General features: G+C 52.2%; 24 protein-coding genes. 15 read left to right on the top strand and 9 right to left on the bottom strand.

Annotated features, from left to right (window positions below):
* The first annotated feature begins 33 nt into the window (after positions 1-33).
* Positions 34-1338 carry an isocitrate lyase gene (gene aceA / locus VFT64_02790; GenBank protein HEU5046748.1) on the top strand — a complete coding sequence of 435 codons (1305 nt, stop codon included), beginning with the start codon at positions 34-36 and terminating at the stop codon, positions 1336-1338.
* Between the two features lie 75 nt (positions 1339-1413).
* Here aceA and VFT64_02785 read toward each other — a convergent pair whose 3' ends face one another.
* Positions 1414-1701 carry a hypothetical protein gene (locus VFT64_02785; GenBank protein ID HEU5046747.1) on the bottom strand — a complete coding sequence of 96 codons (288 nt, stop codon included), beginning with the start codon at positions 1699-1701 and terminating at the stop codon, positions 1414-1416.
* A 199-nt stretch (positions 1702-1900) separates the two neighbouring features.
* Between VFT64_02785 and VFT64_02780 the strand changes: the two genes are divergently transcribed.
* On the top strand, positions 1901-3652 hold the full coding sequence (locus VFT64_02780; protein HEU5046746.1) for a hypothetical protein: 1752 nt from the start codon (positions 1901-1903) through the stop codon (positions 3650-3652).
* Between the two features lie 3 nt (positions 3653-3655).
* Here the strand turns inward: VFT64_02780 and gltX are convergent, their stop codons facing one another.
* The 3 genes from gltX to VFT64_02765 are packed head-to-tail and all read right to left on the bottom strand — an operon-like array spanning position 3656 to position 7348.
* Positions 3656-5035: a glutamate--tRNA ligase gene (gltX, locus tag VFT64_02775; protein ID HEU5046745.1), complete on the bottom strand. Its 1380-nt coding sequence runs from the start codon at positions 5033-5035 to the stop codon at positions 3656-3658.
* On the bottom strand, positions 5032-6252 hold the full coding sequence (locus VFT64_02770; protein ID HEU5046744.1) for an O-antigen ligase family protein: 1221 nt from the start codon (positions 6250-6252) through the stop codon (positions 5032-5034). The genes gltX and VFT64_02770 overlap by 4 nt, the downstream gene beginning before the upstream one ends.
* Positions 6245-7348 (bottom strand): glycosyltransferase family 4 protein, encoded by a 1104-nt coding sequence (locus tag VFT64_02765; protein ID HEU5046743.1) that lies wholly within the window; start codon positions 7346-7348, stop codon positions 6245-6247. The genes VFT64_02770 and VFT64_02765 overlap by 8 nt, the downstream gene beginning before the upstream one ends.
* A 187-nt stretch (positions 7349-7535) precedes the next feature.
* On the opposite strand from VFT64_02765, the gene VFT64_02760 reads away from it, so the two are divergent.
* Positions 7536-8810, top strand: a complete 1275-nt coding sequence (locus VFT64_02760; GenBank protein HEU5046742.1) for a hypothetical protein — start codon at positions 7536-7538, stop codon at positions 8808-8810.
* A 119-nt stretch (positions 8811-8929) separates the two neighbouring features.
* On the opposite strand, the gene VFT64_02755 is transcribed toward VFT64_02760, so the two are convergent.
* On the bottom strand, positions 8930-9490 hold the full coding sequence (locus VFT64_02755; protein HEU5046741.1) for a carboxymuconolactone decarboxylase family protein: 561 nt from the start codon (positions 9488-9490) through the stop codon (positions 8930-8932).
* A gap of 56 nt (positions 9491-9546) precedes the next feature.
* Positions 9547-10086 (bottom strand): peroxiredoxin, encoded by a 540-nt coding sequence (locus VFT64_02750; GenBank protein ID HEU5046740.1) that lies wholly within the window; start codon positions 10084-10086, stop codon positions 9547-9549.
* A gap of 117 nt (positions 10087-10203) precedes the next feature.
* Between VFT64_02750 and VFT64_02745 the strand changes: the two genes are divergently transcribed.
* The 10 genes from VFT64_02745 (at position 10204) to VFT64_02700 (ending at position 17531) form a co-directional block, all read left to right on the top strand.
* Positions 10204-11088, top strand: coding sequence for a LysR substrate-binding domain-containing protein (locus VFT64_02745; protein HEU5046739.1), 885 nt, complete (start codon positions 10204-10206; stop codon positions 11086-11088).
* Between the two features lie 151 nt (positions 11089-11239).
* Positions 11240-11845, top strand: a complete 606-nt coding sequence (locus VFT64_02740; GenBank protein HEU5046738.1) for a hypothetical protein — start codon at positions 11240-11242, stop codon at positions 11843-11845.
* Complete coding sequence (gene bioD, locus VFT64_02735; GenBank protein ID HEU5046737.1) at positions 11845-12507, top strand: dethiobiotin synthase; 663 nt, start codon at positions 11845-11847, stop codon at positions 12505-12507. The genes VFT64_02740 and bioD overlap by 1 nt, the downstream gene beginning before the upstream one ends.
* Positions 12504-13118 (top strand): RDD family protein, encoded by a 615-nt coding sequence (locus VFT64_02730; protein ID HEU5046736.1) that lies wholly within the window; start codon positions 12504-12506, stop codon positions 13116-13118. Before bioD ends, VFT64_02730 begins: the two co-directional genes overlap by 4 nt.
* Positions 13119-13258: 140 nt before the next feature.
* A complete protein-coding gene (phaP, locus tag VFT64_02725) occupies positions 13259-13699 on the top strand; it encodes a TIGR01841 family phasin (GenBank protein HEU5046735.1) in 441 nt (146 codons plus the stop codon).
* Between the two features lie 147 nt (positions 13700-13846).
* Positions 13847-14095: a translation initiation factor IF-1 gene (infA, locus tag VFT64_02720; protein ID HEU5046734.1), complete on the top strand. Its 249-nt coding sequence runs from the start codon at positions 13847-13849 to the stop codon at positions 14093-14095.
* A gap of 14 nt (positions 14096-14109) precedes the next feature.
* A complete protein-coding gene (locus VFT64_02715; protein ID HEU5046733.1) occupies positions 14110-14682 on the top strand; it encodes a Maf family protein in 573 nt (190 codons plus the stop codon).
* A gap of 135 nt (positions 14683-14817) precedes the next feature.
* The gene (locus VFT64_02710; protein ID HEU5046732.1) at positions 14818-16248 is read left to right on the top strand and encodes a porin; all 1431 of its coding nucleotides are present in this window, start codon (positions 14818-14820) and stop codon (positions 16246-16248) included.
* Between the two features lie 17 nt (positions 16249-16265).
* Complete coding sequence (locus VFT64_02705; protein HEU5046731.1) at positions 16266-17267, top strand: sulfate ABC transporter substrate-binding protein; 1002 nt, start codon at positions 16266-16268, stop codon at positions 17265-17267.
* A 99-nt stretch (positions 17268-17366) separates the two neighbouring features.
* Positions 17367-17531, top strand: coding sequence for a hypothetical protein (locus VFT64_02700; GenBank protein HEU5046730.1), 165 nt, complete (start codon positions 17367-17369; stop codon positions 17529-17531).
* A gap of 62 nt (positions 17532-17593) precedes the next feature.
* On the opposite strand, the gene VFT64_02695 is transcribed toward VFT64_02700, so the two are convergent.
* Positions 17594-18460, bottom strand: a complete 867-nt coding sequence (locus VFT64_02695) for a polymer-forming cytoskeletal protein (GenBank protein HEU5046729.1) — start codon at positions 18458-18460, stop codon at positions 17594-17596.
* A gap of 114 nt (positions 18461-18574) precedes the next feature.
* The gene (gene bamE, locus VFT64_02690) at positions 18575-19081 is read right to left on the bottom strand and encodes an outer membrane protein assembly factor BamE (protein HEU5046728.1); all 507 of its coding nucleotides are present in this window, start codon (positions 19079-19081) and stop codon (positions 18575-18577) included.
* Between the two features lie 76 nt (positions 19082-19157).
* On the opposite strand from bamE, the gene VFT64_02685 reads away from it, so the two are divergent.
* Positions 19158-19958: a hypothetical protein gene (locus VFT64_02685; GenBank protein ID HEU5046727.1), complete on the top strand. Its 801-nt coding sequence runs from the start codon at positions 19158-19160 to the stop codon at positions 19956-19958.
* A 97-nt stretch (positions 19959-20055) separates the two neighbouring features.
* A complete protein-coding gene (lpxC, locus tag VFT64_02680) occupies positions 20056-20997 on the top strand; it encodes a UDP-3-O-acyl-N-acetylglucosamine deacetylase (protein ID HEU5046726.1) in 942 nt (313 codons plus the stop codon).
* Here the strand turns inward: lpxC and alr are convergent.
* Positions 20957-22021, bottom strand: coding sequence for an alanine racemase (gene alr / locus VFT64_02675; protein HEU5046725.1), 1065 nt, complete (start codon positions 22019-22021; stop codon positions 20957-20959). The two genes, lpxC and alr, sit on opposite strands and share 41 nt — an antisense overlap.
* Positions 22022-22139: the final 118 nt, after the last annotated feature.

Here is a 22139-nt window from a genome sequence, read left to right as displayed (position 1 = left end):
CCTTATAACATCCATGCATCGGGGATAACGCATATGGCTAAAATCGACCTACGCAAAGACGTTGAAGCACTTAAGAAAGAATGGAAGTCCGCGCGCTTTGCCGGCATTACCCGCCCCTACAGCCCGGAAGATGTGCTGAAGCTGCGCGGCAGCCTAAAAATCGAATACACGATCGCACAAAAGGGCGCAGAAAAACTCTGGAAATATCTGCATAAGGAAAAGTTCGTGCGCGCGCTCGGTGCGCTCACCGGCAATCAGGGCATGCAGATGGTCCGTGCAGGTCTGAAAGCCATTTACTTAAGCGGATGGCAGGTCGCTGCCGACGCCAACAATGCGGGCCATATGTATCCGGACCAGAGCCTTTATCCGGCCAGCAGTGTGCCGGAAGTCGTAAAGCGCATCAACAACACGCTCCAGCGCGCCGATCAGATTGCGTTCAGCGAAGGCGATAATTCCATCGACTGGTTCCAGCCTATCGTTGCGGATGCGGAAGCCGGTTTCGGCGGCAATCTGAATGCGTTCGAACTCATGAAAGCCATGATTGAAGCGGGCGCGGCAGGCGTGCATTTTGAAGACCAGCTTGCTTCCGCCAAGAAGTGCGGCCATATGGGCGGCAAGGTGCTCGTCAACACGGGCGAAGCCGTGCAGAAACTCATTGCTGCAAGGCTGGCTGCAGACGTCATGGGCGTACCGACCATTCTCGTCGCGCGTACGGATGCAAACGGGGCATTCCTCATCACCGGAGACAACGATCCCAATGATCGCAAGTTCGTTACGGGCGAACGTACTTCGGAAGGCTTCTTCAAGTTCAAGGGCGGCATTGACGCAGCCATCAGCCGCGGCCTGGCTTATGCACCTTATGCCGATCTCATCTGGTGTGAAACCTCCAAGCCGGATCTTAAGGAAGCTGAGAAATTCGCCAACGCCATTCATAAGAAATTCCCGGGTAAGCTGCTGGCTTATAATTGCTCGCCGTCCTTCAACTGGAAAAAGAATCTCGACGGCAAAACGATTGAGAAGTTCCAGGAAGAACTGGGTAAGATGGGCTACAAATTCCAGTTCGTCACACTGGCAGGTTTCCATGCGCTCAATTACAGCATGTTTGAGCTGGCAAGGAATTATGCGCGCACAGGTATGAGCGCGTATGTTACCCTGCAGGAAAAAGAGTTTGCAGATGAAGCACTGGGCTATACTGCCACAAAGCACCAGCGCGAAGTCGGCACGGGATATTTCGATCAGGTTGCCATGGTGATTTCCGGCGGCGAAAGCTCCATCACCGCTTTGCATGGATCAACGGAAGAAGAGCAGTTCCAGGCGAAGAAAAGGTCGAAAGCTTAAGTAAATCGATTCTTTGAAATTGAGAAAGCGCGGTCATCCGGCCGCGCTTTTTCTTTAGGATTTATTTGAGATTTCTTACCGTCCCCTGCCGCCGCCGCCGCTTGTGCCTGCAAAACGGTTCCATCTGTCCTTTGCCTCGCGCCTTCTGAGTTCGATGCTTTTATAGACGGTAGCCAGCTTCTCAGCGCATTCTTCATCATGAATAACGCCTTCGCTGCGTTTGGGGGTAACTTTATCTTTTCGGGTTTCCGGCGTGCCAATGTCGACATTTTTTACAAACCGGGCCGCGTGCATATGGAACAGCACGTCCGATAGCCGTTTTTTCCTTTTCTTCTCTTTTTCCTCTTTACTATGATCAGACACGCGGGATGTTTCCTTATTTCCCTGATGGTAACGGATAATCTACGGTTGAACGGCCTTTTTTACATGTCTGCCATAGTAAGGTCAATTCACTTCACCGCAAAATAAAATCGTCAAAAAAGCACCAATATTCATAATTCTGTAACAATTCCGTGCTAGTATGAATAATGAGGAATTGTGCTGGAAAGCGGATAAGATTTCTATGGCGGATGATAAACTTACAAAGGACGAAGAAGAGCTTAAGAAAGTGCTCCTTAACCAGGACGGAGAGATCTTCGGACTGATTAAAGTTCCTGCGACTCTTGCATCCGCTCTAAACTTTGTTCTTCCCCGAATAATGCAGGGCATCACACAAAAGACAAAGCCTTTTGTGACGAAAGGAACCACCGCCCTTGCCAGCTCATTACTTTCCGCTCCCCCAGATCAGGCACAACGCATTGGTGAACTTACGGGACGTGGTTTTGAATTTACCTTTCCCTATCTCAGAAATATCAGCGAGTTTATCGGCACTGGCAAAAAAGGCCGTCAACAGAATGCTACTCTCAATAATTGGCTTGCTCCGATAGCACAGGCTAATAAAGCTTCCGGTAACAGCAGCGGCTTATTTAACAATGGTTTCTCAGGCAATAAAATGGTAGCCAGCGCGCGCGGCATCATTAACAGCTCCACACGCCGCAATCTCATGATTAATACCACCGGCTTAAGTTCAACGCTTATGCAGAATGTTACAGCTGAAATGGGCCAAAACATCGCTCGTGACCAGTCAGCCTCTCCTCGCAAAGGTAATGCGGATAAGGACAGCGTTTCCGCATCTTCCGATAAACTGGAGGCTCGCATCCGGACGCATAAGATGCTTGATACGTACGGTACACTTGTCACCGGCGCGTTAGAACAAAGTATCAAGGCCACTACCGCACCTCCGGACCCACTCAAAGTAATTGATGGCACTTCACTCGGCATGGTCCGCAAGCTGGTTGATTTTATGCGCACCGAAGGTGTGGATTGCCAGAAGATAGATGATCATAAAGTCGGCCAGATTGCCGACAAGGTGAAAGATATTTTCCAGAAGTTTCAGAAAGAGCAAGGCCGTGGAGAAATTCCCAGCCACAGTATGAAAGAGGTTGCCGATATCGTTGCTCAGCATCTGGTGCGCGGCGATCTGAGCCCCCTCTCTCTGATCAATATTATCGGCAAGGAAGAACTGCTGGACAAAACCAAGCTTGAATTCGTGTCGCAGGACAAAATCAACGAAGTGCTCGTCAAGGAAACCCAGATACTTCCCCGTAGCGCAACCATTAATGTACAGGCATTCCTGAATACCCAGGTTTATGGACTGGGCGATGTCGCCAATCATGTTAAATCGAGCGATAAGGATGAACGGGCGCTGGCAAGCATTGTTCTTCCGACCGGCGTGCTCATGAAAGCCGGCATGAAGAAGGCGGATATCTTTAAACAGCGTGAGCAGCTTACCAGCTCCGATATGGGCAATATCTTCACGGTAATAGCCAACAGCCTGGAAACCCTCTCTGCAGCTGATCTCCAAAAGAATTATGGCTTCACAGCAGATACGAATAAATTTATCGTCCGCCATGCGCAGGAAGGCCCAATTGATTATACACAGATGTCACCGGACGAACGCAATACCGTCAAGCATATCATTGCCTCCGTCACTATGGGATTACCAAGCGCCAAAGTGCAGGAGATTATCGCACGCAGTAAGGAACTGCCTCCTATTGACAGTATGGTTGCGCCCGAGCAGGCGGAAGAAGCCGCCCCCGGCAAATCCATTATGGAGCAATATGGTATTAAAGGTAAGGAACGTCCCGAAGAATGGGTAGAACTCGACTCTATCAAGAACCGGCCCCAGAATAACCCTTTAGCCAGAGGGCCCGCGCCATCCCATGCCGATCATGTGAATTCACGGCCGCGCGGAGCTAGCGTCGCGCTATCTTAAGTACTACAATACATCCCTGATTCGGTTCAGGCTTTCTTCTTTCCCCAGCACACGCATTACTTCAAATACACCCGGTGAAATATTGCTACCTGAAAGCGCCGCGCGCAGCGGCTGTGCGACCGCACCGAGCTTGATGCCTTTGCGTTCAGCATAAGCCTTCGCCATATCCTGCAAGCCTGCCTCTTCCCATGCATCCGCCGCTTCATAAAGCGAGACCAGCTCTTTCAATACTGACTTGCCTTCTTCGTTCAGCAATCCTTTGGCCTTATCATTCAGCGGCAGCGGACGCGGCGTTATATAGAAGGCTGCGTTCTCGGCCAGTTCAGTGATGGTCTTGGCGCGCTGCTTCAGGCCGCTCATGCCCGCAGTCAATATTTTCCGGGCGGCGTCTACATCCACACCCGTTACTTTGCTGCGGATAAGCGGCATCACCAGATCCACCAAACGGGCATCATCTGCCTCACGGATATAATAGGCATTCAGGTTTTCAAGTTTTACAAAGTCAAAGCGTGAAGCCGATTTGCCAATGCCATCAAGATCGAACCACTCGACTGCCTGTTCGCTGCTGATAATCTCCGCATCGCCATGTGCCCAGCCCAGGCGCAGCAGGTAATTGCGCATTGCTTCGGGCAGGTAGCCCATATCGCGGTAATCGCGCACGCTCAGCGCGCCGTGACGTTTGCTGAGTTTCGCACCGTCCGGTCCGTGTATAAGCGGAACATGCGCGAATTCCGGCACATCCCATCCCATGAGTTCGTATATTAGCACCTGTTTGGCGGCATTGGTAATATGGTCTTCACCGCGAATTACGTGCGTCACGCCCATATCGTGATCGTCCACTACCACGGCGAGGTTATAGGTCGGCGTGCCGTCAGAACGCAGGATCACGAGATCTTCCAGCTGTGCGGCAGGCACATGGATTTCACCGCGCACATGGTCGTGCACGATTACTTCGCCTTCCAGCGGCGATTTTAGGCGGATGACGGGATTCACACCGGCAGGCGCTTCTTCCGGTTTGCGGTCACGCCAGCGGCGGTCATAAGGTTTGCCCTGCTCACGCAATGCCGCAAGCTCTTCCTGGCTTGCATAGCAGTGATAGGCCTTGCCCTGCGAGAGCAACTGCTGTGCCACCGCGCGGTGACGTTCCGCACGCGAGAACTGGTAGACTACCTCACCATCCGGCACAATGCCGAGCCAATCCAGCCCCTCATGGATAGCATCCACTGCCGCCTGCGACCAGCGTTCGCGGTCCGTATCCTCGATACGCAGCAGAAATTTCCCACCCGTATGATGAGCATAGAGCCAGCTGAACAACGCCGTGCGGGCATTGCCGATATGCAGGAATCCGGTTGGCGAGGGAGCGAAACGGGTAACAACAGTCATAAGGAAGTCTCAGATGTATTTTGTTTAAAGTTGCCGGTTATATACACTAATAATGCGCCAATCACCAGCCAGAAAGGCGGTGCGCCCCAGCGGGAAAAGAAACCCGTGGAGGAAGCCAGCGGCCAAAGGCGCAACAGCACGGCCACCAGGAAGCCGATACAGACCGGATTCTGCTGCACCACCTGCCAGTTTTTAACGCAAGCGCGCAGGAGGGCGTAAATAAAGGTGAGGAACAAGATGAACCCTATGAACCCCTGCTCTATAAACCACTCCAGATAGATATTATGCGGGTGGAGATTACAGGCCAAGGGACCGGAAAAATATTTCGGACATTCCAGGCGGAAATGATTGGTGCCGATGCCGAAGACCGGATTCACCTGCGCAACCCGTAAGTCGCTGGTGAGCAATATACCATATGGGCTTTGCTGCCAGTTCTGCAAGGTTTCCACCGTGGAAACGATCTGGCGGTTGAATGTGACCGGGCTCATATAGGCTAATGCTCCCAATGCTGCAATGCCTGCGATCACTGCGGCCAGCGGATAGATCTTGCGCACCGGCAGCATGAACACTGCCATCAGCCAGCCTGCCGCCGTCAGCAACAACGCCATACGCTCGCCGGAGAGCACAATGGCCACCAGCACAGGCAGTATAATAAGCAGTTTCCAATCCAGCTTCAGCCTGCCCTCATTATTCTTAATAAAGAGCATGCATACCGGCAAGGAAAGCCAGGCTAGCATAATGCCCACAATCTGCATGCGGAAAGGCGCGGTCAGGCGAATATGATTATTGTCGATCTTATAAGGCATACCGATCAAGTCAGTTCCGTGTACCCACTGCAGCAGGGCATCCAGTGAGGAAAGCAGCACCACGGAAGCCAGCACTTTCAGGAATGTCTCATGCACCCATTTTTCCCGCAAGGTCCAGTAAGCCAGCGCCGCCGCAAAGACGAAATAGCGCACAAACGGAAGGCTGCGATGCAGTGCTTCCGAAGGCTGCTCGGCGAACAGTCCGCGTATGTTCATATAAATCCATAAAAGGCCGAGCGTGCGTACCCACAGCGCTTTCGTCCATGCCCAATCCTTCTCCAGCCATGAGTGCAGCAGGAAGCAAATAGCAATGAGCGACATGCCGATATCCGCCGATGCAGTGCCAGTCAGAAATAATATGGGAAAGAATGCTGTTAGATATAACGGAAGTTTCAGGAGTTTGTTAACCATCCTCATATTTCTCCTTAAGTATCGATTGTCTCACCTTATCCAGCAGTTGCGTGCGGCGCGCAATGGAAAAATATCTGGCGCGCTCACGTCCTGCCGTCTGCATGCGTAGCCGCTCCGTATCATCCTGTGCAAGCTGCATTATAGAAGTTGCCAGTGAATGCGGCGTCAATTCCTGCGGTGTAAGAGCCGCGTCTCCGGTTACTTCATACAAACCGCCGCGCCCTGAACTGATTAATGCACAGCCTTCCGCCATCGCTTCAATCGCCGTGCGTCCGAACGGTTCCTGCCAAACAGATGGGACTACGGCAATCGCCGATTTCCCAAACACCGTCATTGTCTCTTCATGCGAAAGGAATCCTGTCATCTCCACCTGTTTTCCCAGTGGTTTCAGCATATCTGCGATCTGCAGTTCATGCGGTGTCAAATGCTTGGCCACTTCATGCCGCCTGCTGCCGATCAGCACAGCTTTCCACTCCGGCAATTGCGGCAGCGCGATGCGCAATGCCTGCGCCAGCAGCAATGCCCCCTTGCCCTCCGTCATGCGGCCTACAAAGGTAATGGTCTTTTCTTTTTCGGGCATCGTATCCGGTACTTCGATGCCGTTATAAATCACATGCACCTTAGCGTGTGCTTCCTGTTCAATGCCTTCCAGAAAGCGGTTGCGTATGTAGCCACTCACACAATAGACCGCATCGCATATTTCCAGCAGCTTTTTGCGTTCGCGTGCAGTACGGGCAGCTTCCATTTCCTGGGGGTCATTATGCAGATGCAGTGCCAGAGGGCATTTTACGCGACGCGCAATCATATGCAGCATTGCCGGGCGGTTATGGATTTCTACCAGTCCAACTTCATGCTTGCGTATATATTCCGTACAAACGCGTGCGTAAGCGCGGGTACGGTTTTCGTACCATTTTGCCTTGCGCATTCCTTCATAACGCAAGCCTTTAAAACTTTTACCTTCCATCCCCCCAAGTATGACCGTCCTGTCGCGATAGGCGCTATGAAGGGTAAAATCCCGCACACACAGCGCTATCGCACCGAACTGGTCGGGAGAAAACCCTTCTCCTTTGGGAAGTATGGAAACAATATCGTTCATTATTACTCAGTAGTTATCACTTATTCCTGTGAAGAGTTAAATAAGGGGGATGAAGCCATCCCCCTTCGCTTACGCTTACCCCCTCGCTTCGCGGGGTCGTCGCATCCGCTCCTCCGCCCAACTCTTCGATGACAGAGAAATATCACAAATTTCTTGTGCATCTTGCACTGCCGCCATAAAAGAAGCAATGGCTGAAAACATTATAACACTTAAAGTAGAGAAACTTGCCGGACTAGGCGACGGGATGGGAATGCATAACGGCAGGAAGGTATTTCTGCCTTACGTCTGCACAGGCGATACGGTCCGCGCGCGTATTATACGGCGCACTACGGATGCCGATTATGCCCAACTGGTTGAAGTTATTTCGCCAAGCCCGGAGCGTATCGCTCCACCCTGCCCGCATTTTGGTATTTGCGGCGGGTGTACGCTACAGCATATTTCCGATACTGCATATGCGGAATTTAAGCAGACCATGGCCCGCGAGGCTGTGCGAAAAGCCGGATTCGATCCGAATCTGACCGTAGAACTTGCACGCTTCCCTGCAGGTAGCCGCAGACGTGTTGAGCTAAAGGCGGCGGGCGGCAAACTGGGATTTTATGCCGAAGGCAGCCATACTATCATCGATATCGGTGAGTGCATGGTACTGGAGCCGGAATTGCTGTCACTCATCATGCGCTTGAAACTGCAACTTATCTCGGCTCCCGGCACTACGCGCCTGCAGATCAACGGCGTGGATGGAGGGTATGATCTGCTGCTGGAAGGCGCTGCAAAAATCGATCCTTCCCAAAGCCCTGAGATCAGGCGTATTTCCGTGCGTGAAAATAATAAGATACGCATCGTTTATGAATCCGGTCCCGTCATAATGACGCTGGCCGGAGCCGAAGTGGAAGTACCGCCAGGTGCTTTCCTGCAGGCCTCGCGCGATGCGCAGGCACTCATGACTAATCTTGTCGTACAGGCCGCCGCCGGGTGCGTTCAGATACTGGATCTTTTTTCCGGGATTGGAACCTATAGTTTCCCTCTTCTTGCATCTGCCAGCGTTACCGCCGTGGAAGGTGAGCAAAGTATGGTAGAGGCGATGAAGAAAGTGGTATTTAGCAAGCCCCCTGCGGCTTTGCTTTCCGCCCCTGAAGAAGTTGTCACTGTCGCACCGGTGCGCACTCCTGCTTTTTCTTTTAAAGCCCTTCAGCGCGACTTGTTCCAACGTCCTTACACAGCCGCAGAACTCAAACCTTATGATATTGTCATCATCAATCCGCCACGTGCAGGTGCGAAAGCACAGGCTGAGGAGCTTGCCGCTTCACAAGTGCCGAAGATTGTCATGGTTTCCTGCAATCCTGCGACCTTCACACGTGATGCCCGCCTCCTGAAAGCAGGCGGGTATGAGTTAGTAAAACTGACTCCCGTCGACCAGTTCGTCTATAGCTCGCATCTGGAACTAGTGGCCGAGTTTGAGAAGTAGCTAGTTGTTTAAGGGGGATGAAGTCATCCCCCTTCGCTTACGCTACCCCTTCGCTTCGCGGGGTCGTCGCTACGCTCCTCCGCGTACCCCCGCAAGTACTATTAACTTACTGAGTCTTACTACGCGGCATTTTGCTGCGCGGTAGCTTGTTCGTGTGCGCCCAGGTAAGCAGCTTGCGCAGCCGCGTTGATGACAGCGGCGATACGGATGGCCGACTGTACACCAAGTTTGCTTATATCGGCTTTGGTCACTTCATGCACATGGGCGTCCATGCACATGCCGCAGCCATTGATCGCGGACACGGCAAGGCTGTATAGCTCAAAGTCCACCTTCACGATGCCCGGATTGCCAATCACGTTCATGCGCAGCTTGGCAGGCATCTGGCCATATTCCTTATCGCCCACCAGATGCACGAAGCGGTAGTAGATATTGTTCATCGCCATCACGGTCGCCGCTGCCTTCGCAGCTTTACGCTCCGCTTCCGATAATGAATCGGCTTCCGCCAGAATAGCTGCAATGAGTGCATCGTTTTGCGTAGCATAGGCAGAAGCCAGAGCAATACCGTGGATCTGGTTCTGCGTCAGGTCCGGTGCGCCTTCTGTGTTCAGTACATTCCCAAGATTCAGTTTGATATCCTTGGCGTAATCTCCGAAAGAGTCTTTTAAATTTTCCAGCGTCATAATAAGTCCTTTTTTGTTGTAAGGGGGCGAGTTCGTCGCCCCCTTCGTTTACTTACTTACGCCACTTTCAGCGTATCTTCGCCTTTCTGCCAATTGCAGGGGCAGAGTTCATCCGTCTGCAATGCATCGAGCACGCGCAGCACTTCCTTCACATTGCGGCCTACGCTCAGGTCGGTCACCATGGTAAAGCGGATGATGCCTTCCGGGTCGACAATAAAGGTCGCACGCTGCGCCACCCCTTCATTCGGGTCGAGAATGCCGAGCGAAGTGCTCAGTTCGCGCTTGATATCCGCCAGCATCGGGAATGGCAGCTTATTCAGCTCTTCCTTATGCTGACGCCATGCGAGGTGAACGAATTCGGAGTCCGTGCTGGCGCCGAGAATTTGGGCATCGCGGTCTTTGAATTCCTTGTTCAGCTTACCGAATTCGGCGATCTCGGTCGGGCAGACGAAGGTGAAATCCTTCGGCCAGAAAAATACAACCAGCCATTTTCCCCTGTAGCTCTGTTCGGTGACATCCGTGAAGGCGGAGTTTACATCGTTGCTTACAGTGGCCTTGAGATTGAAGGCGGGGAATTTTTGACCTACGCTTAACATAATTTTCTCCTTAGTTTTATAGTTACTGCTTTCTTGCATAAAGGACCCTACTCCCCCCGCCTTTAATTGTATAATCTATTGTTTTTATGATAACGATAGATTATAATTATCATTATTATGAACCTCAGGGATTTACAATATCTGGTCACTACGGCGGACGAGCTGCATTTCGGCAGAGCGGCGGAATTATGTAATGTCAGCCAGCCCACACTCTCCATGCAGCTCAAAAAACTGGAGGATACGCTCGGCACTCAGCTCTTTGAGCGCACCAACAAAAGCGTGCGCCTTACCGAAACAGGCCGTGATGTTGTGGCGCATGCCCGTAATATCCTCGCGGAAGCTGAGCAGATCCGTCAGCTTGCCCATCTGGCAGCCGATCCGCTCGCAGGTGAAATCCGCTTGGGGGTTTTTCCTACCCTCGCGCCCTACCTGCTGCCTTCGCTGATGCCGAAACTTAAAAACGCCTTCCCTAAGCTCAACGTGCTGCTGGTCGAGGAAAAAACACCGGAACTGGTAAATCGGCTCAGTCTGGGGGAGATAGACTGTGCGTTGCTTGCCATGCCGGTTGCGCAAGGGGGATTCAGCGCGCTGCCGCTGTTTAATGAACCGTTCCTGGTGGCCGTGCCTGTTTCCCACAGACTTGCGGGCAAAATATCAATCTCTTATGACGACATACGGCAGGAAACGATGCTGCTACTGGAAGACGGGCACTGCCTGCGTGAACAGGCGCTTGATGTCTGCCATACAATCGGTATCGGAGAGGCCAACCGCTTCCGTGCAACCAGTCTGGAGACATTGTTGCATATGGTGGCGTCAGGTAATAATATAACCCTTGTGCCTAAGCTCGCCATCCGCAGGCATGATGACTATCTGCGCTATATTCCTTTCAGCGGTACCGTCCCGTTTCGCACCATCGGACTCTATTCACGTCCGACCTCCGCGCGCAAAGTCCTTTTTGCGAAAATAGCCGAACTCATTAAAGACGAATATGCTCATTTATAGTTTTCCGTAAAGAAGCAGTAAATATACCCCTTATTCGGCTGATCCGGCACTATAAACAGCAAATTACCTATGGAAATCCGCGTGATATTGTGGCAGACTTCGCCATTCTGATGCAAGCGCATCTCTTTCTTAACCTAGACAGGAGAGTTCTATGAAAGGCTTACTTCCACTGGCTTCCACATTGCTGACCGCTACGATGCTGACAGCGGTTCCGGCACTGGCGGATACGCTTGACATACATGCTCCTCAGATCGTCATACAGAACCAGAAACATACGTCCCCTTCGGAAGAAGTACAGACAGAAACTCCGACGGACACCACACGTGACCTTACCACCGAAGCCCCGGGCGAAAACGCCTCCGAACCGGTGGAAAACGAAGCACAGGATAATAACAGCAGTGTTGATATTGTCTCCGGCGGTATCGGTGACGATGAACTCGCTCACATGAAAAGCATCCAGAACCAGTATGATTTAAAACTGCTTATCACGGAAAAGAACGGCACCTTTATTTCAGACGTAGCGGTGCATATTGAAGATATGAAAGGCCACGTACTTGCTGATGTTACCGCAGAAGGCCCGATCCTGCTGGCGAATCTTCCGACCGGCAAATACAAAGTACGCGCACAGCGCGGTGACGATGAAGTGAAGGACGCAAAAATTTCCGTCGTAAAAGGCAAGCTGCGCGCCTATATGTTCAGCTTCAAGAATACGGATGAACGCGACAGCGGCGACCCGCGCACCACTCCGCTTAAGTAATGAGCTGTAAGCGCTACTTTATCACTGCTACGGGAACCGGTATCGGCAAGACTTTTATCACCGCTGCCCTGACCCGGCAATTGCGCAGCCGCGGAGCAAGCGTAGTAGCGTTAAAGCCTGTTATTAGCGGTTTTGATCCGGCTAAACTTGAGGAAAGCGACACTGGCATTCTGCTCAAGGCGCAAGGCCTGCCGTTATCGCAGGCGAATGCCCATGCCATTTCGCCCTGGCAATTTTCCGCCCCTATTTCACCGGATATGGCTGCTGAAGCGGAGAAACGTCCGGTCGATCTGAAAGAACTTATTGCCTTTTGCCGCAATAATGAGCGACAGGATTACCTGCTAATCGAGGGTGTGGGCGGCGTCATGACCCCGATCGGCGGCGATTATACCGTACTCGATTGGATGACGGCACTGGGCTATGAAGCTATCATCGTTACGGGCAGCTATCTCGGCACGCTCAGCCATACGCTTACCGCCTGCCATTGCATCACGGGACGCGGCATGCCCATCCATTCCCTTATCATCAGCGAATCGGAGACATCACCTGTTCCCACCGCACGCACACTATTGACGCTTAAACGTTTCCTGCCTAATAATCTTCCTCTATACTGCGTTAACCGAAACGATACTACGGCCCTCCCGGCAGAAATGACGTTATGACCGAGCCTACCCAAGCCGCACAGGATTACGAAAACGCTCCCCTGCCCGTCCAGTACGCCCCGTTTAATACCAGAATCATGGCAACTGCTGTCGATGTGCTGCTGATCATGATTGTCGCCATGCCGGTCATCAACACCATTGCCGCGCATTTATGGACTCCCCTGACGCCCAATGACTTTGCCCCCCTGGCCAGGGAATATGAGCACTCCCGCAATATGGGGACCTTCCTGCATGGATTCGTCCAGATTGCGCAGGACCGCAGGCTCGTGCAGCAGGCGTTTTTTGAGAATCTTATGCAGTTCCTGTTTGTTGCAGCCTATATGCTGCCCTTCTGGTTCCGCTACTCCTCTACTCCCGGCAAGATGCTCATGCGCATCGAAATTCAGGATGCCGCCACTCGCGCGCCGATGACCCGTAAACAGGCTGTTATACGTTTTCTGGGCTATCTTGTCTCATTCATACCCGCTACTTTTGGCTTTCTTTATATCCTGTTCAATAAAAAACGCCGTGGTTTTCATGATCTTATTGCGGGTACAATCGTTGTGGTCAAACCGAAGAAGTCCAACAAAGACAATTCAGTAAATACTCCTCCTGCTACGGACAAACTCTGATTTAGCAGGACCAAATTCTTTTCAACTTACAATTGATTGGTGCATTGCAACATTTTAGGGTTGACGAGGCGAGTTTTGCTGCTATTATTCGCGGCGGTCGTTGAGTTTTTCAATCATCTTTGCCTAAGGAGTGACTTCACATGACATACAATAACGCATTCACCGAATGGACGAAAGTATTTGGGGATTTCAAAGCTCCGGCTATTGACGTCAACCAGATCATCAGCCAGTACCGCCGCAACGCGGAAACGACTTCCAACGTTATCCAGATTGCTACCGCCAGCACCCAGGAAATTGCACGCCGTCAGGCTGAAATCCTGCGTTCCAATGCTGAGCAGGCTATCAAAGCAACGAAAGAAATCGCTAGCAACGCAACCCCGGAAAACGCTGCTGCAAAGCAGGCTGACTTCGCTAAAAACTGGCTCGAATACAACGTTAACAGCGTTCGCGAGCTCGTTGAACTGGGCACCAAATCCGCTCAGGAAGTTTTCGAAGTTGTAAACAAGCACATTTCCGAACAGGTAAAGGAATTCTCCGAAGCTGCCTCCGCTCCGAGCGCTGCTAAGAAGAAAGCCGCCTAATAGGTTTTGCTTTACGAATAAATCACCTCGCTGCAACCTGCAGCGAGGTTTTTTATTACCCCAGAACAGTCAATTCTGGACAAGCCCATCAGATGCTGGTAATCACGCTTAGAGTTAAAAACCTTTATATAGAATTACACGTAATTTATGGCTAAAGAAGAACTACTTGAATTTACCGGAACGGTTCTGGAACTGCTGCCCAACGCGATGTTCCGCGTGAAGCTTGAAAACGGGCATGTACTGATCGCCGTGACTTCCGGCAAGATGCGCAAGAACCGCATCCGTATCCTTGTCGGCGACGTCGTGACCGTGGAAATGACCCCGTACGACCTTACCAAAGGCCGCATTAAATTCCGCCACAAAGACGGAGCTCCGCCTGCAGGCGGCGCGGCATAAGCCGAATCCAGCCGATGAGCAGCCCCTTAATCCTTGCATCCGCCTCCCCGCGCAGGCTGGAGCTGCTTGCTCAGATCGGCATCAAACCTGCCGGTGTTTCCCCAGCCGATATTGATGAAACGCCCCTGAAGGGCGAACTCCCTATTTGCTATGCCAAGCGCGTAGCACTGGAAAAAGCCTCCCTGATTGCCGCGCGCATGCCAGGCCATACCGTGCTTGCGGCGGATACAGTGGTTTTCTGTGGCAGACGTATACTTCCTAAAGCAGAAGACGAAGCTACTGCGCGGCGGTGTCTTACCTTACTCTCAGGCCGCAGGCATCGCGTTGTCACCGCTGTCGCTATGCTACAGGATAAAGTGTTACGGCAGAAACATGTTGAGACCCATGTACGCTTTAAACGTTTAAGCGCTGGAGAAATCGATCACTATATCGCTAACGGCGAATGGCATGGCAAAGCAGGTGGATATGCTATTCAGGGCCTTGCTGGCGCATTTATTCCCTTCATCAACGGCTCTTACTCCAATGTTGTCGGCCTGCCGCTATGCGAAGTAAAAGCGATGCTGGAAGCATTCGGCATTACAGCCTAACAGCTTGCTTCATTCGTTCTCTTACTATTTTCACCCAAATGAATGTGAATTTAATTCAATATACATTCATAATTGCGCATATACTCCATATACGCTATAAGCTTTTTCATTTTGCAATTATCAGAGGTACGGACTGTGAAAAAAGCTTTGCTGCTGTCTGCCATTATGGTGAGCACCCCCTTCCAATCCGCAACGGCCAATGAAGAAACCGCAGCATTGCGTGCCCAGATTAAAGCACTGGAAGCCAGACTGGATGCATTGGAGAAAAAGGAAACGCAGAAAAGTGTAAAAGCATCACCAGCCGTATCTCCTTCTCCCTTTGCCACTACTACAACACCTCCCGCTGTTGCTACCTCATCTACCGCATACGCTGCTGCGCCTGCTGCCAATAATGCCAGCGTCGCTTATGAAAGCGGCAAAGGCTTAACAATCACTTCACCTGACCGACAGTCCCAGTTGAAAGTCAGTGGTTATTTCCAGTTCGACGGGCGTGAATTCACCGGACATGATACTCCCTCAAACAATCCGAGCCAGTTCTTCATACGTTCCGCGCGACCGATTTTTGAAGCGAAAATTTTCGATAAATTCAGTGCGCGGCTCATGCTGGATTTCGGCAACGGCCAGAGCACCCTTATGGATGCGTATGGCGACTATAACGCATCCGAAGCCTTTAACGCCCGGATCGGTAAATTCAAAGTGCCGCTCGGGCTTGAACGCTGGCAGCCGGAGCAGAATATCCTGTTCGTAGAACGAGGACTTACCACTAACCTCGTGCCCTACCGCGATAACGGCATCGGTGTTTATGGCAAGCTGTTTTCCAATGTGCTGGAATATAACCTTGCCTTTACCGACGGCGCACCGGATCAGGTCAATCTGAGTAACGGCGCAGACGACGGAAAGTCTGTTGTTGGTCGCCTTCTTGTTCGCCCTTTCGCGCAGACTGATATTAAAGCATTGAAAGGTCTTGGTATCGGCACAGCGGCCTCATATGGCACGCATGATGCTTCTTTGACATCGCAAGATCTCACCACCGGCTATGTGACGCCCGCACAGTCGAAATTCTTTACCTATGCCACTTCGGCTTATGCGGATGGAGGCCAGTGGCGCCTGAATCCACAGCTGACCTATTATAACGGTCCTTTCAGTCTTCTGGGAGAATATGTGCTGGAGCAGCAGAAACTTGCTTCCGGCAATGTAAGAGCGGATCTGCGCAACGATGCCTGGCAGGCCATTGTCACCTATGTCGTAACGGGAGAAGATGCCAGTTTCTCAGGCGTAGTCCCCAAACATAATTTTGACCCGGCAAATGGCGAATGGGGTGCGTTTGAACTTGCAGGGCGTGTAGGCAAACTGCAGGTGGATCAGGCGGCCTTCCCTGTGTTTGCCAGTTCCTCTACTTCCGCGAACGAAGCGCAGGAAACGACGTTCGGCGGCAACTGGTATCTGAACCCAGCGGTTAAGTTCAATCTGGACTTCGCCGTGACCTCCTTCAGCGGCGGCGCAGCCAATAACGGTGACAGGCCCACCGAAAGAGCCATTCTTGGCCGCACTCAGGTTAAATTCTAATTATAGGAGACTTAGCAATGCGTAAATTACTGGCTGCCTTTCTTACCTCCACCATCGTCAGTCTGTCTGCTGCAGCTTATGCGGAAGATACGTTACAGATGCTGAATGTTTCCTACGATCCTACCCGTGAGTTTTATGAAGCGTATAATAGAGAATTCACGCAGTACTGGAAAAGCAAGACCGGCAAGGATATCAAGATCAACCAGTCGCATGGCGGTTCCGGCAAGCAGGCCCGCGCCATTATGGATGGACTCAATGCCGATGTCGCCACGCTTGCCCTGGCCTATGATATTGATGTCATCGCCGAACGCGGAAAGCTTCTGGAGCCGGACTGGCAAACCAAATTCCCTCACAACAGCGCCCCCTGCGATTCCGCAATTGTTTTCCTGGTGCACAAGGATAATCCCAAACATATCCACGACTGGGATGATCTGGTAAAAGACGGCGTGCAGGTGCTGACCCCCAACCCCAAAACCTCAGGCGGCGCGCGCTGGAATTACCTTGCAGCATGGGGATATGCCTATAAGAAGAATAATAACAATGAAGAAGCTGCTAAGGCTTTCATCGCACAGTTGTTCAAACATGTACCGCTGCTGGATACCGGTGCGCGCGGAGCAACGACGAGCTTCACTAAACGCGGCATTGGCGATGTATTGATCACATGGGAGAGTGAAGCTTTGCTTATTACCAATAAGCTGGCGAAAGGGCAATATGAGGTCGTTACACCATCCATCAGCATTCTGGCGGAACCTCCGGTAGCTGTCATTACTAAAAACGCCCAGAAAAACGGGACGGAGGCCGCTGCGCATGAGTATCTGGAACATCTGTATACCAAGGATTCGCAGGAGCTCATGGCAAAATTTTATTACCGCCCCAGCGATCCGGCCGTGCTTGCTGAGCATTCCGATATTTTTCCCAAGATATCCCTGCTGACGATCGAAGAGATGGGCGGATGGAAAACCGTGCAGCAAAAACATTTCGTGGATGGCGGTACGTTTGATCAGGTTTACGCGAAGTAAATACGAGTTTATACGCCAGAACCACATGTAAATCTTATATCATTTCCATTATACTAATAGTATTAGCGGTGTAACTTACCAATGCCGCATGGAGGAATTATGATAATGCACCTGTTGCTTACGGCGGTCGTATTGATCTGCCTGGGTATAGCAAGGGAAGTTGTCGCGACTGCTCCCATCAAGGGAGAAGGCATCAAATGGGGCGTGCAGGCAATCGCCGCCATTATCGCAATCATTATGATTATGAATATCTGGGGAATCTAACCCACAAAAAAATACCCCGCCTTTCGGGCGGGGTATTTGCATTTCTTAATGCTTAAGGCGTCTTAGTGGTGACCACCAGCTTCCTTACGGGAAGACTTTGCATCCAGCACGTCCAGCAGGTTCGGCTTTTCACCGGAAGATGCGCTGCCGGAAGCAGCAGCAGCCGAGGAGCCGGAAGTTGCTGCGCCGCCTACGGTCTTGATCTGACCGGTCAGCTTGCCGCCACGTTCGATTTCGATTTCGCCGTAGGTGATGTTGCCACGCACTTCGCCGTTCGCGTAGATCACGAGGCGGTTGCGCACAGCGAGATCACCTTCGAACAGGCCGCTGACTTCAGCATCTTCCACTTCAGCAGTGCCTTTGAAAGAACCGCTGCCAGCGATTTCCACCGTATGCACGTCGCTGAGTTTCGCTTCAACACGGCCTTCGATCACAACACGGTCGCAAGTCGCGATTTCACCTTTGAGCAGGATGTCGTTACCAACCGTCAGGATACGCGGGCTCGTTTTGCCACCGGTATTAGTGGTCTGCCTGTCAGCGCTGCTGGGGAAAGAATGGGATACTGTTGCAGAGGAAGAGGGTGTCTGACCCACAGGGCGAGCCGGAGACGGGCTTGCGGGCGAGCGGTTGAAATCCGTTACCGGGGACGGGCGATAGCCAGGAGTAGCTGCAGCCGGAGCACCTGCCGCTGCTGCAGGGCGGGCCATATCAGCAACCGGACGCACCGCAGGTTGTACTACCGGTGCTGCTACCGGCTGAGAAGCTGCGGGAGAGGACTGAGCAGGCTGGGACTGATGCAGGGGCTGCACCTGAGCCGCGCCGGAAGGAGCGTTTTCACCGCTTTTAGCTGCACCGGTGGACGGTTCCTGGGCCGTGCCTGCCGAAGCCTGGTAACCATCATTAGATTCTTCTTCTTTGCGGCGAAACATAATGTACTCTCCTGGGTTGTTGCTGGTTGCATTTAACGAGGTTGTGACGCAAGTATACTAATCCCCTAATTCCGGTTTAGTCAAACGCTGTTTTGCTTTAGCCGGAGGAAATTTCTACCTTCCCGGATAGCCTGTGGGAGCGCCTCCTGTCGAGCTATGACCATGGCTGATATCGGTCCCATTCTGGTTCTTGTTGAACCTTCCGAGATTAGCAAATACCTGCTCGAAAAATCCCAGATGCTGGCCTTCGCTCGGAGTGATGCGTTTCTCGATCTGGATGTCTTTACTGTCCGCCAGCGTATATTCCTTGATGCCGGAGACAACGTGGTCCTGATTGAATGCAATTTCCGTCGTGTGCTGTGAAATAAGACGTGGCGCAAGGATCGCGCGGTTCTGGTAAATACTGGAGACGTAATACCATGTCTTGGGGCCGAAGCTGGACTCGCTCGAGGGAGAGCCGAGTTCCTGCCGCACCTGGCTCTCGGTCGTAACCCCGACCTTAATGTGCGCCATGGCTTCGTCTTCTTTCAAATGTCCGCGGTTTACAGTATCGCTGCATGCGGCTATAACCAGCATAGCCGACGCAACTCCTACATCCCGTAACGATATCTTTATGTTCATGGCGCGAATAAACCTGTTTTTATTTCGTCTGCTCACCTCTATAGCACCCGGCAGGCAAACACGAAAAGCATTTTTTATGCTAGCTGCAATATTGTGCTTTACGGGAGCGCCTGTACAGGGCACGGCGCAGCAGGACCCTCAGCTTACCGCAGACGGACAGCAGGATTTTGTATCCGATGTTCTTCCCTACCCGCTGGAATTCGTCCGCGACCGCATCAATCTTCAGTTCAGCGCCGACGATCGCGCCTTCTTCGAAGATTATAACGGAGCCATCTACCAGCTGCCGGATAATGCCAAAGATATCCATGGACTGAGCAAGGCCGCTTACCGGAAATTCATTGCCTTCCCGCTTGTGCGACCCAATAAATTCTATGTGTTCTTTGCTGCTTATAAGCCCATGCAACGACGCCTGCAAGAGGTGACGCCTTACAGTATATTGGGCATGGATAACCCTGCCTTGCAACGCTACGCCAAGCTTTCCAATGAAGAGCGTTCCGAAGATATTTATCTATGGAGCCCCGATACACCTTACTGGTATTCTCAATATAGCGCTAACGGAGCTGACCTGCCTTTCCGCAGCTATTTCATTGTCCATCTGAGCGCACCTGACAAAACCCATACATCCGTAGAAATCATTGAAGACAATCCGGTCGTCAATATGGGCCGCAAGTTTAGCGTAGACGTTCATGGCATCGTCCACCGCTTCGATATACGCCCCGTTGCCCCCACCACTACGGACCGGGAATTTCTTCTATCCTGTATCAACCAGTTCATTGAGCGCAAGCTTCCCGGTCGCCACTGGTTTAACTGCCTGACGGAACAGGAACTCACGGAACGCAAGGCGCAGGAAGAAAGGAATCGCCAGTTATTACAATAGATTATATTTGTAACATTTCGTAATAAACTGTGATTTGCGTGTTGCGGTGCAAGCAGGTATCTTGGCTTCCATAGCAACCAGATATAAAGTGATAAAAATGCTCGATAATTCTCACTTCCGTTCGCTGCATCAGACCACCATCGCCGGCCAGATCTCCTGCTCTGGCATCGGGTTGCATTCCGGTAAGACCGTTACCATGAAATTCTATCCGGCGGAAGCGGATACGGGCGTTCAGTTCATCCGTCTCGACGTCGAAGAAGAAAAATCCGTCGTCCCCGCCAACTATCTGGCCGTCACGAACACCATGCTCGGCACCACGATCAGCAATGAGCATAATGTCAGCGTCAGCACCATCGAACATCTGATGGCCGCGCTGTGGGGCATGGGCGTGGACAATGTCATTATCACGCTGGACAATGCCGAAGTGCCTATTATGGATGGCAGTTCCGAACCATTCGTATTCCTGCTGGAATGCGTGGGCGTGAAAGAACTCCAGGCGCATCGCAGCTTTGTTGAAGTACTGCAGGCCATCACCATCAGCGAAGGCGGATCCACCGCAACCATCGCTCCGCTGGATGGTTTTTCGCTCGACATCTCGATCGACTATCCCGGCAGCGTCATTCCGCGCCAGCAGGCTTTGTACGATTTCAGCCAGCAGAGTTTTAAGAACGCTCTGTGCCGCGCCCGCACATTCGGCTTTGCTTCGGACGTGGAAAAGCTGCAGGCCATGGGTCTTGCACGTGGAGGCTCACTGGATAACGCCATCGTCATCGGTGACAAAGCTGTGCTAAACGAAGAAGGCCTGCGTTATAATGACGAGTTTGTACGCCATAAAGCGCTGGATTGCGTCGGCGACTTTTACTTAAGCGGCATGAGGCTGCGCGGCGCCGTCACTACGCATCGTCCGGGCCATGGCATTAATAACAAACTGCTGCGTGCGCTGTTTGCTGACCGTGACGCCTGGAGGCTGACCACTTCGGCCAAGCCGAAGGCTGCCATCAAGCGTACACCCTTCGTACCCGCGTACCAAGTCGCGTAAATATCTCGTACCCGATCGTACCCGCGGTTTCCGCCACAATATCCACCGGCTGTTCATGGCCGATAAAGGTAATGCGTAAATCCGGCGTGCGCAGATGTTCCGGCACGGCCGTCAGGTCAACGCTCACCATATCCATGGATACGCGGCCAATGATCGGCACCTTTATCCCTTCGGCAAAGCCATAAGCCCGGTTGCCCAGCGCACGCAGGAAGCCATCCGCATAGCCAAGCTCCAGCGTTGCGAGCACTGCGCCTTTTCCAGCCCTGCCCTCACCTCCGTATCCCACCAGCTGATCCTGGCCGATAAAGCGGTACTGCAGCACGGGAGCGGAGAGCCTTACTACGTTTTCCACCGGATTGGGTAATGAGGTGTTGGGCGAAATGCCATAAAGCGAGCAACCAGGGCGCAAAAGATCGAAATGATATTCCTTGCCGAGGAACACACCTGAGGAGTTGGCAAGGCTGGCCGGAATGCCTGGAAAATGATGCAATGCCTGCCTGAAGGCTTCCAGCTGTTCGGCATTTTGGGGACTTTGCGGATCACCCGCATTGGCCAGATGTGACATTACCAGTTGAAGATTTCCCGTTACCGGCGGCAGAGCGTCCAGTTCCCGCGGCGTCACCCCCAGACGACACATGCCTGTATCTATATGCAATGCATAACGGCCTGAATCGCGCCAATGCTCTATCTGCCCGCGGTCATTAAGCACCGGGATGAGGCCATAAGCGGCGAACTCGCTTGCCTGCCCTGCACGCACACCATGAAATACGTAAATATCTGCCTGAGCGAAGCTATGTTTTCTGAAGACCTGCCGTAATGCGATGCCTTCATCGAGCGTGGCAACGAAGAAATCGCGACATCCGGCGTGATACAGCGCGGGAGCCACTTCCTCCGCTCCCAAACCATAGGCATTGGCCTTCACCACCGCAGCACAGCGCCCGGCCCCTTTTCTCTTCAACAGCGTGTAATTGCGGGCGACTGCCTCAAGGCTTACTTCCAGTGTCGGGTAATGGGGAGAATGCATTGTAAGAGACAATCCTTGCGGCCAATATACGGCCTGATTATACCCGCACCCACGCAAAATGCCACTTCAATAGCATCTTTCCCCTGCTCCGCCCGCTTTTTTAGCATTATCTCATTTA

The sequence above is a fragment of the Rickettsiales bacterium genome (assembly GCA_035765535.1).
Lineage (GTDB): Bacteria > Pseudomonadota > Alphaproteobacteria > Rickettsiales > JABCZZ01 > JABCZZ01.
The sequence above is the reverse complement of the archived record's forward strand: the minus strand, read 5'-3'. Positions and strand labels throughout refer to the sequence as shown.

What these genes read in the sequence shown, in the direction of transcription:
- aceA (HEU5046748.1), top strand. Translation starts at nt 34, where the DNA reads ATGGCTAAAATCGACCTACGCAAAGACGTTGAAGCACTTAAGAAAGAA.
- VFT64_02780 (HEU5046746.1), top strand. Translation starts at nt 1,901, where the DNA reads ATGGCGGATGATAAACTTACAAAGGACGAAGAAGAGCTTAAGAAAGTG.
- gltX (HEU5046745.1), bottom strand. Translation starts at nt 5,035, where the DNA reads ATGACTGTTGTTACCCGTTTCGCTCCCTCGCCAACCGGATTCCTGCAT.
- VFT64_02770 (HEU5046744.1), bottom strand. Translation starts at nt 6,252, where the DNA reads ATGGTTAACAAACTCCTGAAACTTCCGTTATATCTAACAGCATTCTTT.
- VFT64_02765 (HEU5046743.1), bottom strand. Translation starts at nt 7,348, where the DNA reads ATGAACGATATTGTTTCCATACTTCCCAAAGGAGAAGGGTTTTCTCCC.
- VFT64_02760 (HEU5046742.1), top strand. Translation starts at nt 7,536, where the DNA reads ATGGCTGAAAACATTATAACACTTAAAGTAGAGAAACTTGCCGGACTA.
- VFT64_02755 (HEU5046741.1), bottom strand. Translation starts at nt 9,490, where the DNA reads ATGACGCTGGAAAATTTAAAAGACTCTTTCGGAGATTACGCCAAGGAT.
- VFT64_02750 (HEU5046740.1), bottom strand. Translation starts at nt 10,086, where the DNA reads ATGTTAAGCGTAGGTCAAAAATTCCCCGCCTTCAATCTCAAGGCCACT.
- VFT64_02745 (HEU5046739.1), top strand. Translation starts at nt 10,204, where the DNA reads ATGAACCTCAGGGATTTACAATATCTGGTCACTACGGCGGACGAGCTG.
- VFT64_02740 (HEU5046738.1), top strand. Translation starts at nt 11,240, where the DNA reads ATGAAAGGCTTACTTCCACTGGCTTCCACATTGCTGACCGCTACGATG.
- bioD (HEU5046737.1), top strand. Translation starts at nt 11,845, where the DNA reads ATGAGCTGTAAGCGCTACTTTATCACTGCTACGGGAACCGGTATCGGC.
- VFT64_02730 (HEU5046736.1), top strand. Translation starts at nt 12,504, where the DNA reads ATGACCGAGCCTACCCAAGCCGCACAGGATTACGAAAACGCTCCCCTG.
- phaP (HEU5046735.1), top strand. Translation starts at nt 13,259, where the DNA reads ATGACATACAATAACGCATTCACCGAATGGACGAAAGTATTTGGGGAT.
- infA (HEU5046734.1), top strand. Translation starts at nt 13,847, where the DNA reads ATGGCTAAAGAAGAACTACTTGAATTTACCGGAACGGTTCTGGAACTG.
- VFT64_02715 (HEU5046733.1), top strand. Translation starts at nt 14,110, where the DNA reads ATGAGCAGCCCCTTAATCCTTGCATCCGCCTCCCCGCGCAGGCTGGAG.
- VFT64_02705 (HEU5046731.1), top strand. Translation starts at nt 16,266, where the DNA reads ATGCGTAAATTACTGGCTGCCTTTCTTACCTCCACCATCGTCAGTCTG.
- VFT64_02700 (HEU5046730.1), top strand. Translation starts at nt 17,367, where the DNA reads ATGATAATGCACCTGTTGCTTACGGCGGTCGTATTGATCTGCCTGGGT.
- VFT64_02695 (HEU5046729.1), bottom strand. Translation starts at nt 18,460, where the DNA reads ATGTTTCGCCGCAAAGAAGAAGAATCTAATGATGGTTACCAGGCTTCG.
- bamE (HEU5046728.1), bottom strand. Translation starts at nt 19,081, where the DNA reads ATGAACATAAAGATATCGTTACGGGATGTAGGAGTTGCGTCGGCTATG.
- VFT64_02685 (HEU5046727.1), top strand. Translation starts at nt 19,158, where the DNA reads ATGCTAGCTGCAATATTGTGCTTTACGGGAGCGCCTGTACAGGGCACG.
- lpxC (HEU5046726.1), top strand. Translation starts at nt 20,056, where the DNA reads ATGCTCGATAATTCTCACTTCCGTTCGCTGCATCAGACCACCATCGCC.
- alr (HEU5046725.1), bottom strand. Translation starts at nt 22,021, where the DNA reads ATGCATTCTCCCCATTACCCGACACTGGAAGTAAGCCTTGAGGCAGTC.